This window comes from Noviherbaspirillum album (assembly GCF_035916955.1).
In the GTDB taxonomy this organism is placed as follows: domain Bacteria; phylum Pseudomonadota; class Gammaproteobacteria; order Burkholderiales; family Burkholderiaceae_D; genus Noviherbaspirillum; species Noviherbaspirillum album.
Map to the genome: position 1 here is coordinate 221,738 of NZ_JAWIIV010000003.1, position 14,133 is coordinate 235,870.

General features: G+C 58.7%; 13 protein-coding genes and 1 pseudogene. 8 read left to right on the top strand and 6 right to left on the bottom strand.

Going from position 1 to position 14,133, the window contains the following annotated elements; all coding sequences use genetic code 11:
• The first annotated feature begins 15 nt into the window (after positions 1-15).
• The 5 genes from lapB (at position 16) to cysM (ending at position 5,086) form a co-directional block, all read left to right on the top strand.
• Positions 16-1,191 (top strand): lipopolysaccharide assembly protein LapB, encoded by a 1,176-nt coding sequence (gene lapB, locus RY831_RS05905; protein ID WP_326505392.1) that lies wholly within the window; start codon positions 16-18, stop codon positions 1,189-1,191.
• 29 nt (positions 1,192-1,220) lie between these two features.
• Positions 1,221-2,594: a UDP-glucose dehydrogenase family protein gene (locus RY831_RS05910; protein WP_326505393.1), complete on the top strand. Its 1,374-nt coding sequence runs from the start codon at positions 1,221-1,223 to the stop codon at positions 2,592-2,594.
• On the top strand, positions 2,591-3,523 hold the full coding sequence (gene rfaE1, locus RY831_RS05915; RefSeq protein ID WP_326505394.1) for a D-glycero-beta-D-manno-heptose-7-phosphate kinase: 933 nt from the start codon (positions 2,591-2,593) through the stop codon (positions 3,521-3,523). Before RY831_RS05910 ends, rfaE1 begins: the two co-directional genes overlap by 4 nt.
• Before the next feature lie 116 nt (positions 3,524-3,639).
• On the top strand, positions 3,640-4,026 hold the full coding sequence (locus RY831_RS05920) for a ComEA family DNA-binding protein (RefSeq protein WP_326505395.1): 387 nt from the start codon (positions 3,640-3,642) through the stop codon (positions 4,024-4,026).
• 157 nt (positions 4,027-4,183) lie between these two features.
• Positions 4,184-5,086, top strand: coding sequence for a cysteine synthase CysM (gene cysM / locus RY831_RS05925; protein ID WP_326505396.1), 903 nt, complete (start codon positions 4,184-4,186; stop codon positions 5,084-5,086).
• Between the two features lie 55 nt (positions 5,087-5,141).
• On the opposite strand, the gene RY831_RS05930 is transcribed toward cysM, so the two are convergent.
• A complete protein-coding gene (locus tag RY831_RS05930) occupies positions 5,142-5,474 on the bottom strand; it encodes a hypothetical protein (RefSeq protein ID WP_326505397.1) in 333 nt (110 codons plus the stop codon).
• Positions 5,475-5,929: 455 nt separating this feature from the next.
• Positions 5,930-6,535, bottom strand: a complete 606-nt coding sequence (locus tag RY831_RS05935) for a DUF1415 domain-containing protein (protein WP_326505398.1) — start codon at positions 6,533-6,535, stop codon at positions 5,930-5,932.
• 110 nt (positions 6,536-6,645) lie between these two features.
• On the opposite strand from RY831_RS05935, the gene RY831_RS05940 reads away from it, so the two are divergent.
• Together RY831_RS05940 and RY831_RS05945 are read left to right on the top strand one after the other, a co-directional pair.
• Positions 6,646-7,182 carry a YaeQ family protein gene (locus tag RY831_RS05940; protein WP_326505399.1) on the top strand — a complete coding sequence of 179 codons (537 nt, stop codon included), beginning with the start codon at positions 6,646-6,648 and terminating at the stop codon, positions 7,180-7,182.
• Between the two features lie 91 nt (positions 7,183-7,273).
• Positions 7,274-7,554: pseudogene (locus RY831_RS05945) on the top strand (ArsR/SmtB family transcription factor).
• Positions 7,555-7,770: 216 nt separating this feature from the next.
• Here the strand turns inward: RY831_RS05945 and mltB are convergent.
• Genes mltB through RY831_RS05965 form a run of 4 tightly spaced genes read right to left on the bottom strand, consistent with a single transcriptional unit; the run spans position 7,771 to position 12,929 of the window.
• Positions 7,771-8,934, bottom strand: a complete 1,164-nt coding sequence (mltB, locus tag RY831_RS05950) for a lytic murein transglycosylase B (protein WP_326505400.1) — start codon at positions 8,932-8,934, stop codon at positions 7,771-7,773.
• A complete protein-coding gene (locus tag RY831_RS05955) occupies positions 8,925-10,988 on the bottom strand; it encodes a transglutaminase TgpA family protein (protein WP_326505401.1) in 2,064 nt (687 codons plus the stop codon). The genes mltB and RY831_RS05955 overlap by 10 nt, the downstream gene beginning before the upstream one ends.
• Positions 10,985-11,998 carry a DUF58 domain-containing protein gene (locus RY831_RS05960; protein WP_326505402.1) on the bottom strand — a complete coding sequence of 338 codons (1,014 nt, stop codon included), beginning with the start codon at positions 11,996-11,998 and terminating at the stop codon, positions 10,985-10,987. The genes RY831_RS05955 and RY831_RS05960 overlap by 4 nt, the downstream gene beginning before the upstream one ends.
• A 10-nt stretch (positions 11,999-12,008) precedes the next feature.
• Positions 12,009-12,929, bottom strand: coding sequence for an AAA family ATPase (locus RY831_RS05965; RefSeq protein ID WP_326505403.1), 921 nt, complete (start codon positions 12,927-12,929; stop codon positions 12,009-12,011).
• A gap of 258 nt (positions 12,930-13,187) precedes the next feature.
• Here RY831_RS05965 and RY831_RS05970 point away from each other — a divergent pair, with 258 nt between their 5' ends.
• Positions 13,188-14,129 carry a histone deacetylase family protein gene (locus RY831_RS05970; protein WP_326505404.1) on the top strand — a complete coding sequence of 314 codons (942 nt, stop codon included), beginning with the start codon at positions 13,188-13,190 and terminating at the stop codon, positions 14,127-14,129.
• Positions 14,130-14,133: the final 4 nt, after the last annotated feature.

Genomic DNA, 14,133 nt, shown 5'->3' on the forward strand with positions numbered 1-14,133 from the left:
ACAACAAGAAAAAGCATGGAATTTGAAACCTGGTGGTTACTTGCTATTCCCGTATTCTTTGGCCTGGGCTGGATCGCTGCCCGGGTGGACATCAAGCACTTGGTTTCCGAGTCGCGCAGCTTGCCGAAGGGCTATTTCAAGGGTTTGAATTTTCTTCTCAATGAACAGCCGGACAAGGCGATCGATGCATTCATCGAGATCATGAAGCTTGATCCCGAGACGATTGAGCTGCATTTTGCCCTAGGCAACCTGTTCCGACGCCGCGGCGAAATCGAGCGCGCCATTCGCGTGCACCAGAACCTGCTGGCGAGGCCCGACCTGCCTCAGGAATACCAGGTGCATTCCCAATACGAACTCGGCCAGGATTACCTGAAGGCCGGTCTGCTGGATCGCGCCGAGGAAACCTTCAACAGTCTTGTAGATACCCAATACGGGGCGCAGGCGCGTCGCGCACTCCTGGAAATTTACCAGCGCGAAAAGGAATGGACGCGAGCCATCGAGGCGGCAAAGGCCCTGCAGGATTCCGGTGCCGGCGCCCGACAGAAGGAGATTGCGCAGTTCTATTGCGAACTGGCGCAGGACGAGTTGGTGCATACCCATCCCGATGCGGCACTTGCCCTGCTTGAAAAGGCGCTTGCCACCGATCGGAGCAATGTGCGGGCGGCCATGCTGATCGGCGATGCCTATCTTGCCAAGGGGGATACCGAAGCGGCACTTATGGCTTGGCGCAGGGTCGAGCAGCAGAGCGTTCCCCATGTCGCCCTAGTGGCGCAGCGCCTGATGGAGGGTTACAAGGCAGTTGGCCGAGCGCAAGAGGGCCTCAATCTCCTCAAGAACTATCTTGCACAGGCACCATCCATTGATTTGCTTGAAGTTGTTTTTAAAGCAGTACTCGAGTTGGATGGAGTCGACGCGGCCAATCATATCGTCAGCGATGAATTGCGGCGCACGCCGACCCTGTTGGGGCTGGACAAGTTCCTGGAGGCTCGCCTGCTGGATGCGCCACCCGAAGTTCGCCCGGAACTGTCTCTTGTCAAGAATCTCGTTCATAGCTACACGCAGAAACTTGCGCGTTACCAGTGCAGCCATTGCGGATTCAAGGCGCGCCAATACTATTGGCAATGCCCCGGTTGCAGCCACTGGGAATCCTATCCACCTCGTCGTACGGAAGAGTTGAATGTCATGAATTGATCCCAATAAACCATCATTGATCGGACAATATGAAAGTGACCATCATCGGCACTGGCTACGTCGGTCTCGTTACCGGAGCGTGCCTTGCCGAGGTCGGCAATGAAGTATTCTGTCTCGACCTCGATCAGCATAAAGTTGACCTTCTGAACCACGGTGTCATACCGATTCATGAAGCCGGACTCGAAGAACTTGTGGCCCGCAACCGCGCATCCGGAAGGCTGATTTTTTCTTCCGATATTGCTGCCAGCGTTGAGCATGGCGATATACAGTTCATCGCTGTCGGCACGCCACCGGATAAAGATGGCGCCGCCGATTTGCAATATGTCTTTGCCGCGGCCCGTCATATCGGGAAGTACATGGACGGCTACAAGGTTGTGGTCGACAAATCGACCGTACCCGTCGGCACTGCCCACCGCGTGCGTGAAGTGATCCTGGAACAGTTGGCCGCCCGTGGCAGCACTATCGATTTCGCGGTGGTATCGAATCCGGAATTCCTGAAGGAAGGTGCGGCGATCGAAGATTTCATGCGGCCTGACCGGATCGTTATCGGCTGTGACGAGACGTTCGGAGGCCAGCGGGCCCGGTCCATGATGAAGCAGCTGTACCTGCCGTTCAACCGCAACCGCGAGCGCACGTTCTGGATGGATGTCCGTTCTGCGGAATTCACCAAGTACGCTGCCAACGCCATGCTGGCCACCCGCATTTCCTTCATGAATGAATTGGCCAACCTGGCAGACAAGGTCGGGGTGGATATCGAAGCCGTGCGCCACGGCATCGGTTCCGATCCTCGCATCGGGTACAGCTTCCTGTATGCCGGTTGCGGGTACGGCGGCTCCTGTTTTCCGAAAGATGTGCAAGCACTGCGGCACACCGGTGCGCAGTACGATCACAAGATGCAGATCCTGCAAGCGGTGGCGGAAGTCAATGAACGTCAAAAGCATGTGCTGGGACGGAAAATCATCCAGCGTTTCGGGGACGATCTCGGCAGGCGGCATTTCGCGATCTGGGGCCTGGCGTTCAAGCCGAATACCGACGACATGCGCTATGCGCCGTCGCGCGCGCTATTGCGCCAACTTCTCAAGCGCGGTGCCAGCGTGGCCGTGTATGATCCGGTGGCAACGAAGGAGGCGCGCCGGGTCCTGCAGGAGGATTTCGCCGAAATGCCGCACTTGCTGGAGCAGATCCGGTTTTGCGACAGTGCGCTGCAGGCGCTGCAGGATGCGGATGCGCTGGCCATCGTTACGGAGTGGAAAGCGTTTCGCAGTCCGGATCTCAACCAGATCAAGAATCTCCTGAAGGAGCCTGTCATCTTTGACGGGCGTAATTTGTTCGAACCCTGGGCCATGGCGAATGCCGGTATCGAATACCATGGCATCGGGAGAACCGCAATCAAGCACACATGAATGAAATAACAAATCCCTTGAAAGCTCCAAGCATTCTGGTTGTCGGCGATGTCATGCTGGACCGCTACTGGTTCGGCGATGTCAGCCGTATTTCTCCCGAAGCGCCAGTGCCCGTGGTTCGCGTCGAGCGGCGCGACGAGCGACTGGGTGGCGCGGCCAACGTCGCGCGCAACGCCGTGGCCTTGGGCGCGAAGGCCGGATTGCTCGGCGTCGTCGGCAAGGATGAGGCGGGTGACGTGGTCGAGCAATTGCTGCTGGATCTCAAGGTCAACAGCTATCTGAACCGCGACCCGGCCATTTCCACCATCATCAAGCTGCGTGTCATCGGGCGCCAGCAGCAACTGCTGCGGATTGACTTTGAACATCCGCCCACCGACAGCGTGCTGCGCGACAAGCTTACGCAGTTCAACGCCTTGCTTCCCGACTACGATGTCATCGTATTTTCCGATTATGCAAAGGGCAGTCTCGTCAACGTGCGCGAGATGATCTCGTCGGCACGGCGCTTGGGAAAGCGCATCCTCGTGGATCCCAAGGGCGACGACTTCAGCCGTTATAAGGGAGCATCGATCCTCACGCCGAACAAGTCGGAACTGCGCCAGATCGTTGGATCATGGAACAGCGAGGAAGAGCTTGCCACCAAGGCGAACCAGTTGCGGCAGTCGCTGGAACTCGAGGCGCTGCTGCTCACGCGCTCGGAAGAGGGAATGTCCTTGTACACCGACAGCAGGGTCCTGCACATTCCGACATTGGCGCGCGAAGTCTATGACGTATCCGGCGCCGGCGACACCGTTATTGCGACGCTCGCAACGATGCTGGGGGCTGGCAAGTCGGTGTCGGAAGCCGTTGCCATCGCCAATCGCGCAGGCGGCATCGTCGTCGGCAAACTGGGCACCGCAACTGTAACATACGATGAACTGTTTGGTGGCTGATTGACAACAAAGCACTGAACAGCATCATATTATTTTCACAACTTTCTATAAGTTGATATATCGTTAACTTTCCTATTTATTCAGGCCGGTATGGCCTTAACCCTAGGGAGAACGATATGTTTAAAAAATCAGCGCTTGCTGTAATTCTGCTGGCCCATTTCAGTCTGGCCTTCGCACAAATCGATGTCAACAAGGCGGATCAGGCCGCACTCGATGGCATAAGAGGCGTTGGTCCGAAGCTCTCGTCGGCAATTCTCGACGAACGCAAGAAGGGCGGTAACTTCAAGGATTGGCAAGATCTCGAAAGCCGCGTGAAGGGAGTCGGTGACAAGAGCGCGGTACGCCTTTCCAATGCCGGGCTGACAGTCAATGGCCAGGCCCGTGCCGCCAACGCCGACCAGGACGCCAAGTCCGGTGACAAGAAATCGGCGGCATCGGCAAGTAAGGTGCCTGTTCAGGCGGCCGGCTCCAAGGTCGAACCGAGGAAAGAGCCGGCGCAATAAGCACATGCGCTAAGAATCATTGCTGCATTTCACGCCGGCCCCGCGAATTCCCGCGGGGATTTTCCGATCCGATGCAGGTGCCCGCATCCGGGCCTTCCATACGCATCATGGCATCTAAGATTAGAATGATATTTTTATCAAAGCTCGTGAACTTGCCATGCCTTACCTGACCATTGAAGACACTATCGGCAACACGCCCCTGGTGAAGCTGCAGCGCCTCCCCGGTAAAGACGCCGCTAGTCGCAACAACATCATTCTCGGCAAGTTGGAGGGTAACAATCCCGCAGGCTCGGTCAAGGACCGGCCGGCGCTGTCCATGATCAAGCATGCGGAAGCTCGCGGCGACATCAAGCCCGGCGATACCCTCATTGAAGCGACGAGCGGCAATACCGGCATTGCTCTTGCGATGGCCGCCGCCATGCGGGGATACAAGATGGTATTGCTGATGCCTGAAAACCTCAGCGAGGAAAGGCGCCAAAGCATGGCAGCCTATGGCGCGAAGATTGTTCTGACTCCGAAGACTGGAGGCATGGAATACGCACGCGATCTGGCCGAACAAATGCAGAAAGAAGGCAAGGGCATCATCCTTGACCAGTTTGCCAATCCCGACAATCCGTTATCCCACTATGAGACTACCGGGCCGGAGATCTGGCGCGATACGGAAGGCCGGATTACTCATTTCGTAAGCGCCATGGGAACGACCGGGACTATCATGGGCGTGGCTCGGTATCTGAAGGAGCAAAGCCCGGCCGTCAGGATCATTGGTGCCCAGCCCGAAGAGGGGTCGCAGATCCCAGGGATCCGCAAGTGGCCGGAAGCCTATCTGCCGAAGATTTTCGATCGATCGCTGGTGGACCAGGTAGAAAATGTAAGCCAGGCGGCAGCGGAGCAAATGGCCCGACGCATGGCCATCGAAGAGGGTATTTTCTGCGGCATATCGGCCGCGGGCGCGTGCGAGGTTGCACTGCGCCTTTCAAAAACCGTCGAGAATGCGACGATCGTTTTCATCGTCTGCGATCGTGGAGACCGGTATCTTTCCACCGGCGTATTCCCCGCATGAGCGGGGAATACTGAACGGCGTTCCGTTACCGTCTAACGGCTGCGCGGTGGACGGCTTATTCGCCGTCTGCCGACGATGGTGCGTCTTTCGGCTTGAACTGCTTGTCGCTGATACGGAATTTATCGCGACGATCGCCCATCAGTACGCGCAGATCCTTGATGCTGAGATCGCTGACTTCATGCATGCGAATCAGCAATGAAGCGCCTACCGGCAAGCGACGGTGACGAATCTTGCTGATCACCGGCGGAGCGACTTCCAGAGCGCGGGACAAGGCAGCATCGTTCTTCAGATTCAATTTTTCAATCAACGCATCCAACAGGTTGTTGGGATCATAAGCTACTTGATCTGCCAATCGGGTGCCTCGCTTACTGCTTTCAGTGTTGTCCATAACAGTGCCTAGCTAAATAGTCGTAGTCTCAATAATTCCCAAATTGCAAGATTATTTTACACAATAACCATAGTGTCGCTGTGGATTGTTTCAACTTTGAAACACAACAATGTTCACCAGGAAACTGTGTGAGGAAAATTCATGTCCTAAAGACATCAATTCCATACACGCAATATAGTTAGAATATTTCAAATTTGCAATATTGAATTGTACTTATTTAATTTTTTCGGTGTATTGGCAAATATCTTCTTCTCTACACAGTATCGGCCAAGTGAGGAACTTGTGTTGTTGCCATTGAATTTTTGAATCCATGCGGGTTGCTCAATCGCTTGCTGACTTGGCGCTCCGATCTACATGGGCATCGCTTACCTAGTCACAAGACAAATATTCAGTCCTACCATTTTGGCTGGATACGGTGCAAATCTGCATTCCTCCATGACAAACATCGCGCCGTTTCAGGAAAGGTTTTCCTGCTCGTTACGCACCATTAACTTGCGCCAGCCTTCCAGCCCCAGCTTGCGCATTGTTTCTATATTGCGTTCATAGATTTCACTGGCATCCGGAAAGGCGGCCACCGCACGCTCTATGCTGGCTTCACGCAAGAGATGGAGGATGGGGTAGGGCGATCGATTGGTGTAATTGTCGATTGCCGTGCTCTCTGCGTCCGCGAACTGGTAGTCGGGATGAAAACTCGCGATTTGCAATTCACCGGTCAGGTTTGCGTCATCCAATGCCGCATCGGCCACGTCCAGGAAGTCGTTGTAGTCCAGAAAATCCGCCAAGACCCAGGGATGAATGAGCAGGGTGGTATCCAATTCGTCCGCTGGAGAATCATGCAAATGAAGCATTTCATCAATCAGATCCTTGAGCAGGGTTTCATTGTCCCGGGCATCGCTGATCGCATAACGGATTTGCTTCTTTACATGAACCGCCTTGGCAAACGGGCAAAGGTTCAAGCCGATAACGGCGCGTTCCAGCCATGATTGGGTTTCATTGATAATCTCCGCCACCGAAGAATGGGATGCCGAAACGCAGTCGTCGGCATGAAGCAGTATGGCCATGATAAGTGCGGCAATTGGTTTCCAAGCCTGGATTATCGCCCATCGGCATGGCGCAGGCCGGCACTTTGGGGTACATTTGCCGCTCTTTTCAATTGTCCGCCTTATCGCGCATGGCACTCAAAGCAACCATCTTCAAAGCCGACCTGCAAGTCTCCGACATGGACCGCAATCATTTTGCGGATCACAGCTTGACCATTGCGCGCCATCCATCCGAAACGGACGAGCGCATGATGATGCGGCTGCTGGCTTTCGCGTTGCACGCCGATGAAGCACTCGCTTTCGGCAAGGGACTGAGCACCGATGACGAGCCGGATCTATGGCAAAAGGATTTGACCGGTGCCGTGGAGCTCTGGATCGAAGTCGGGCAACCCGATGACAAGCGCTTGCTGAAAGCATGCGGACGGGCGCAACAGGTAGTGGTCTACTGCTACAGCAACGCCAGCAATGTATGGTGGAACCAGATCGGCTCGAGGCTGGAGCGGGCGAAGAATCTTCGCGTGTTCAATATCCCTTCGTCGGCCAGCCAATCCCTGGCGAAACTTGCCCAGCGCAACATGCAGCTTCAATGCACGGTCCAGGACGGCCAGGTATGGTTCAGTGCCGGCGATGAGACGGTGCAGCTCGAGCCCAGCCTGCTCAAAGCCTGACGTTGATTGAGTAAAGCACCCGAAAGAACGGCACCCGGTGTCAACGGGAGTGCGTATCGCCAAGGCTTGTTTTTATCCTAGATTTCAACTTGTGGTTTCGGCGCCATTGACGCCTGCTCAGAAGTCTCGTCTGGCCATCTTCCGGCTGCTGGTACAAGCCGGTCCGGAAGGTATGGCGGCGACGTCGATCGCCATGGGCGTAAGCATTTCACCGTCGATCCTGTCCTTCATTTGAAGGAGTTGCAGCATGCCAACACGGTGAGCGCCACCATGGACGGCCTGCTTGGATTCCTGACCGAAAACCGCTGCGGTGGAAATGTCTGTCCACCTGTCCGGGTTTGCGACTGTTCCGAACAAGGAACATGTTCATGAAATGCTTGCAGGTACACATCTCTGGCAACAACCTCGAATCTGGAGCGCGCAGTCGGAAAGCTTGGCCCGTTCTCGATTTCGCGCTGCTGCTCGCACTTGTGCTGCTGAAGTGCAAGTCTCCGGGCGGCGACGGGAATCGATGGACAATCCGATTGAGGAGCAAGGTGGTCTCATCCTGAAAATGGGACCACCTTTTGCGTCAATGGAGATACAAGTTCAACCGCCCCGCGCGCTGCGTACCGCGCGCCCGAGATCGATCACCGACATCGCATAGAAAAAGCTCCGGTTGTAATGGGTAATTGCGAAGAAATTCCCCGCTCCCAGCCAGTATTCGGTTGGCTCCCCGCCATTCTGCAGGTCGACCAGCCCGAACGGCATGTCGGCTGGCGGTTCGACGGTGGGCGTAACGCCTGCCGCCTTGATTTCATCAAGCTTGTATTTGGCCTCCAGGCCTTGGCCGAGGAACATGTCCCAGCCGCGGCCGACGTCGGCCGCGGACACCGTCGCGGGGAACACGGTGGGCTCGCCGCGTTTCCATCCGTGTTCAACGAGGAAGTTGGCCACGCTGCCAATGGCATCCACCGGAGACTTGCGAAGATCGATTTTGCCATCATTGTCGAAATCGACGGCGTATTTGCGAATGCTGCCTGGCATGAACTGCGGCCAGCCGATCGCGCCGGCATAGGAGCCGAACAGCGAGAACGGATCGATCTGCGTCTCGCGCGCGAACAGCAGGGTGTTTTCGAGTTCGCCCCGGAAAAACTTCATGCGGGCTTCGCGTGTCGGTGTGGGTGGATAATCGAACGCCAGCGTGGTCAATGCGTCGAGCACGCGGAAATTGCCGGTGTTGCGTCCATAGACGGTTTCGACGCCGATGATGCCGACAATGATTTCACTCGGCACCCCATAGCGTTCTTCGGCGCGCGCCAACGCGTCGGCATGCGTTTCCCAGAAATTGACGCCGGCCCGGATGCGCACCGGCTCAACAAAGCGCGCCCGATAAGCGCGCCAGTTCTTTGGCTTGCCCGGCGGCGCAGGCTTGATCAGCTGGATTGCCGTATCGACATATCTTACTTTCCGGAACAGGTTTTCCAGTTCGGTGCGATCGAAGCCATGCGTTGCCGACATCGTGTCGATGAAGTCCGAGACTTCCTTCCACTCGTTGAAGTTGGCGAATTCTCCGACGTCGTCGGGGTTGGCAGCCTTGCGTTGTTCGGTGGCGGGCTTTGCGGTTTTTTTGACGGTGGTCTTGGCGGCGTTCTTGGCGGTGTCAGGGGCGGCTGCGGTGGCGCACCCGCTCAGGGGCAACAAGGCAGCACCGGCGGCAACAGCAAGCGCCGCAGCGGCGCGGGCGGAAGACTTGAAAAAATTTATCGACATTCAGCTAACAAGGATTTCAGTAAGGACAATACATGCGCCCTTTTGTCCGGTGCGGGCGCGCCATAGCGCACAGTTTCATAGACTTCGAGGAAGCGCGCAAGCGCTGACTTTGTTTGTGGCGGCAAAGCCGACTCCGGCGCGACAAGGCGTGTCGAATAAGCACGCGGTCCTTCATGCGGCAGGCGCTGCAAGCCGCGTTGCGCCATGCGCCGGCAAAGCGCGTCGTATAGTGCATCGAAGGGATCCCGCTTGCGCTGGTGCAGCAGCAATGGCAAAACGACCATCGCCGTGACCGTGATGCCGCAGATCATCATGACGGCTGTCATCGTCAACCAATTCACATTTGGAAAACCGAGCGATTCGAAAAAGCGCTTTTGCTTATCGGGTGTGTAGTTCAGTACCCACTGATTCCATCCATTGTTGATGGCGTCAAACCGCTGACGCAGCGACAGCCAGCTTTTCAGCAGCGGATTTTGCGAGGCATCGAGGGTGAACAGGCCGCCGAGCACGGGCTGCGGCATGAAGTTGCGCAGGTTTTGCTGCACGCGCTCCGGCGCCACCGCCGCGGTGGGATCGATGCGCACCCAGCCGCGCTGCGCCAGCCATACTTCGGCCCACGCATGCGCGTCGGATTGCCTGACCGTCATGTAGCCGTCGACCGGATTGATTTCGCCGCCCTGGTAACCAGTCACCACGCGCGCGGGAATGCCGAGCGCCCGCATCAGCACGACGAAAGCGCCGGAGTAATGTTCGCAGAAGCCGGCCTTGGTATCGAACAGGAATTCGTCGATGACGTGCTTGCCCAGCACGGGCGGTTCGAGGGTGTATCGAAAGGCCTCTTCGCGGAAGCGCTTGAGCACGGTGTCGATGAGCTGCTCCGCGCTGGTGGCGCCCTGGCTCAATCGGGACGCATAGGCCAGTGTGCGCGGATTGAAGCCGGGAGGAAGATCGATCCATTGCTGCAGGTAGCCGGCTTTCGCATCCGGCTGCAGCCGGTAGCTGGGATGGGAAACCATGTCATAGCGCATGCGATCGGAAACCGGCTCCGATGCGAGCATTTGCACTTCCTGCGTCAGCGCGGCGGTGTTGCCTGCGAGCTGGGGCAGGGCTTGCGGCATCTCGAGCGCGAACAGCCAGCGGCGGCCGTGCGGCTCGAGCGTGACCTGGTAGCGCAGCGGTTCGCCTTCAAGCACGGCATGGATCCGCCCCGGCCGGGCCGCCCGCATCGGCGTCCAGGTGCGGCCATCGAACTGGCTGAGCACGACGCCGCGCCAGTACAGCTGGGGATTGTTCGGCGCCGCTCCTTCGAATTTCACCCGGAAGGCCACATCATCCGACAGCGCGAGCTTGGAAATATTCCCTGGCGCCATGCTGTCGGACAAGCCGGTGCGGCCGCTGCCCTGGGCATCGCCGGGCATGCCCCAGAGCGGACCCTGTATTCTCGGGAACAGCAGGAACAGCACGAGCGTCAGCGGCGCGGCCAGCACAAGGATGGTGGCCCCAAGCCGCAGTCGCTTGCGCAGGGGAGGAACGGCCCCGGTGTACTGGAAAGAGACTTGCGTGGTGAGGATGGCGACGACGGCCGCGATCGTCATCAGCGCGGTGCCGATCGACTGCGAATAGAAGAAGCTCGAGAGGATGAGGAAGAAGCTCAGGAACAGCACGATGAACAGGTCGCGCTTGGCATGCATTTCGAGCAGCTTGAGCGCCAGCAGCAGCGACAGCATCGCAACTCCGGCATCGCGTCCGAAAAAAGTCTTGTGGCTCCAGTACACGCCGCCCATCGCGGCGATGGCAATCGGCAGAAGCAGCCAGCGCGGCGGCATGCGGCTGCCGCGGAATGTCAGCCAGCCGCGCCAGAACAGCAGCAACAGGCAGCAGGGCATGATCCAGGCGGGGAGATGGGAGGCATGCGGCAGCAGGACCAGGACGCAGGTGCCGATCAGCAGCAGGGTATCGGCTTTTTCCCGCGACATCGGCCGCGAGCTGCGCCCGCCGCGCCCCGCTGCGGTGAGTGCGGTGATTGTTCTGAACTTGTCGGCAAGGGTTTTCATGCGGCTTTCTGATGCAGCGCCAGCGCGGTAAGACAGGCTTCGCGATGCGCGGGACCCAGCGCAACCGGGAAGCGGTGTTCGCCGAGGCGAAAACCGTAGGCGACGCCGCGCGCTTCCGCCTCCATGACCCAGCGCGTCATGCGCGACAGCTTCAGTTCCGTACCCATCGACAGGGGCAAGGCATGGAAATCGATCATGATCTCGGTCGCGGCGCCGCCTTCAAAATGCTTGGTGACCAGGTTGCCGCCCTGTTCGAGATCGAGCCGCGCAATTTGCCGCCATGCGAGGCGCTTGAGCGAGTCGCCCGCCTGGTAGCCGCGGATACCTGCAAAGTCATCCTGACCGTCGCTGCCCTGGCCGTCGCCCTTGTCGCTGCCCGAGGCTGGAAGTTCCGGAGCGTCATCCTCGGGGCGCGGATAGACCAGCGCCCGCGCATCCGGCTGCCAGTAGCTCCATGCGCGCAGCAGGCCGAGCGGGAAGCGTGTCTGCAGGCGCACGCGCGGCGCCTGCATCCAGCCCCGTTCCAGCGCCGGCGTCGACAGAATGACGCTGCGGGTGGAATGGGCGCCGATATCGACCGCCTGGGCAAGGTCCGGGCGGTCGTCGGCGACGAAGTCGAGCCAGATCGCATAGCGGTCGTTCTTGCGGCGATTGATCAGGCTGAGCTCGAACTGCGCCTCTTCACCCGCGAAAACCGGGGCGGCGCGTCCGGCGAGCAGGTGCAGGTGCGCCAGGTTGCGGAAGGTGAGATGCATGTCGATCAGCGCGCAGCCTCCCAGCAGGAAGGTGAAGCCGAAGCCCAGGCTGAGGTTGTAGTTGATGGAGCCGATGAACAGCGTCACCAGCATGGCGCAGAAGAGCAGGCCGGGATGCGTCGGCACGATGAAGACCCGGCGCTGATGCAGGAAAACTTCGCCTTTCTCCGCGGCGCGGCTGCGCAGCAGCAGCTTGCTCAGCTGGCCGCGCACGGCATGCTCGAGGCGGCTGTAAGGGGAAAGACGCTTGTTCACGCTTTCACACTCACACCGGGACGGACTTCATCAGTTGCAGCACCAGGTCGCGGCTGCCCAGTGCTGAGCTGCCTGCCGACTTGAGCGGACGCAGCCGGTGCGCAGCGACCGGTACCAGCACTGCCTGCACGTCTTCCGGGATCACATGATTGCGGCCTTCGAGCGCCGCCCAGCCGCGCGCCGCCTGCAGCAGCGCGATCGATGCGCGCGGGCTGAGGCCTTCGGCAAACATGCCGTTCTGGCGCGACGCCTGCGCCAGCGCCTGCACGTAATCGACCAGCGCGCCGGAAACATGAATCTCCTTGAGCGCGGCCTGCGCCGTCGCCAGTTCTTCCGGCTGCATCGCCGTCGGCAGCGTCTTCAGCATCGCCCGGCGGTCCTCTCCCATCAGCAGGGCGCGTTCGGCGGCTGCATCCGGATAGCCGAGCGACAGGCACATCAGGAACCGGTCAAGCTGCGATTCCGGCAACTGGAAGGTGCCGATCTGGTGCGTCGGATTCTGCGTGGCGATGACGAAGTAGGGATGCGGCAGTTCGCGGGTGACGCCGTCCGCCGTCACCTGCCGCTCCTCCATCGCTTCCAGCAGCGAGGATTGGGTTTTCGGCGTGGCCCGGTTGATTTCATCGGCCAGCAGCACCTGCGTGAATACCGGGCCCGGATGGAAAACGAAACCGTTCTTCTCCCGGTTGAAGATGGAGATGCCGACCACATCGGCCGGCAGCAGGTCGCTGGTGAACTGCAGCCGGTTGAACCTGAGGCCGAGCGAGATTGCCAGCGCATGCGACAGGGTGGTCTTGCCGACCCCCGGCACATCTTCGATCAGCAAGTGACCGCCGGCCAGCAGGCAGACCAGCGCCTGGCGTATTTGCTGATCCTTGCCTACCACCACTTCACCTACCTGCCGGGCTACTGCATGAATTTTTGCGAACATGAAAGTCAAATGAATCGATAACGTGGAAATGCATGGATTGGCACGGTGCTGGTCGTTTTGGCAAATGTGTGGTGCGGCCGATAACGGCGTCCTTGGCACCTTTGTCAACAAAATGACTGTAGCGCACTGTTTTCTTCGCTACACTAGCAGAAGTAGCATGACCTTACCTACTACGTTGATGAGGAGCAATGCACGCGTGATGCTTGACGCGATTCCGGATGTCATTCCCGAACCGCCTCCATCTGCGAGCTGACAACAATGACTACCGCGATCTATTCCCATCCCGACTGCAAGCGGCATGAAATGGGCCATTGGCATCCCGAATCGCCTGCGCGCCTGCAGGCCATCGAAGATCAATTGATCGCCAGTCGCATCGACAGCCTGCTGGAATATCGGGAAGCGCCCGAGGTTGATGTCGCCGCTATCCGGCGAGTGCATACGCAGACCGCCGTGGAGCGCATCCGCAACAATGTGCAGTCGCTGCTGATCGCCGGTGGCGATTATTATCCGCTCGACGCCGACACCATGGTCAACAAGCATAGCTGGAACGCAGCCTTGCGCGCGGCTGGCGCGGCGGTAGCCGCAACGGATGCCGTGATCGACGGCGAGGTGGAAAATGCATTTTGCGCGGTGCGCCCGCCCGGCCATCATGCACGGCCGTCGGAAGCGATGGGATTCTGCCTGTTCGGCAATGTTGCCATTGCAGCCAAGCATGCGCTGGAGGTACGCGGACTGCAGCGGGTGGCGATCGTCGATTTCGACGTGCATCACGGCAATGGCACCGAGGAAGCCTTCCTGGACGATCCACGGGTGCTGATGGTCAGCTTCTTCCAGCATCCCTTCTATCCTTACAGTGCGGTACTGGAAGACGTTCCCAACATGCTGAACCTGCCGGTGCCGGCCTACACCAGGGGCAACGAGATACGCCAGCTGGTGGAGGAGAAGTGGGTGCCGGCCCTGAACGCCCACAGGCCGGAAATGGTGTTCATCTCGGCCGGCTTCGATGCCCACCGCGAAGACGATCTCGGGCAGATGGGATTGGTCGAAGCCGACTATGCATGGATGACCCAGCGCATCATGGACGTGGCCAATGAACATGCGCAGGGCCGCATCGTCAGCTGCCTCGAGGGAGGCTACAACCTGTCCGCGCTCGGCCGCAGCGTGGTCGCGCATGTGAAGGCGCTCGCCGCGATCGATTGAAGCA

Bases quoted from the DNA above. Each gene is read 5' to 3' on its own strand.
- RY831_RS05955 (WP_326505401.1), bottom strand. From the start codon at position 10,988: ATGAAAACCCTTGCCGACAAGTTCAGAACAATCACCGCACTCACCGCA.
- RY831_RS05920 (WP_326505395.1), top strand. From the start codon at position 3,640: ATGTTTAAAAAATCAGCGCTTGCTGTAATTCTGCTGGCCCATTTCAGT.
- RY831_RS05910 (WP_326505393.1), top strand. From the start codon at position 1,221: ATGAAAGTGACCATCATCGGCACTGGCTACGTCGGTCTCGTTACCGGA.
- RY831_RS05940 (WP_326505399.1), top strand. From the start codon at position 6,646: ATGGCACTCAAAGCAACCATCTTCAAAGCCGACCTGCAAGTCTCCGAC.
- rfaE1 (WP_326505394.1), top strand. From the start codon at position 2,591: ATGAATGAAATAACAAATCCCTTGAAAGCTCCAAGCATTCTGGTTGTC.
- RY831_RS05930 (WP_326505397.1), bottom strand. From the start codon at position 5,474: ATGGACAACACTGAAAGCAGTAAGCGAGGCACCCGATTGGCAGATCAA.
- RY831_RS05965 (WP_326505403.1), bottom strand. From the start codon at position 12,929: ATGTTCGCAAAAATTCATGCAGTAGCCCGGCAGGTAGGTGAAGTGGTG.
- lapB (WP_326505392.1), top strand. From the start codon at position 16: ATGGAATTTGAAACCTGGTGGTTACTTGCTATTCCCGTATTCTTTGGC.
- RY831_RS05935 (WP_326505398.1), bottom strand. From the start codon at position 6,535: ATGGCCATACTGCTTCATGCCGACGACTGCGTTTCGGCATCCCATTCT.
- RY831_RS05970 (WP_326505404.1), top strand. From the start codon at position 13,188: ATGACTACCGCGATCTATTCCCATCCCGACTGCAAGCGGCATGAAATG.
- mltB (WP_326505400.1), bottom strand. From the start codon at position 8,934: ATGTCGATAAATTTTTTCAAGTCTTCCGCCCGCGCCGCTGCGGCGCTT.
- cysM (WP_326505396.1), top strand. From the start codon at position 4,184: ATGCCTTACCTGACCATTGAAGACACTATCGGCAACACGCCCCTGGTG.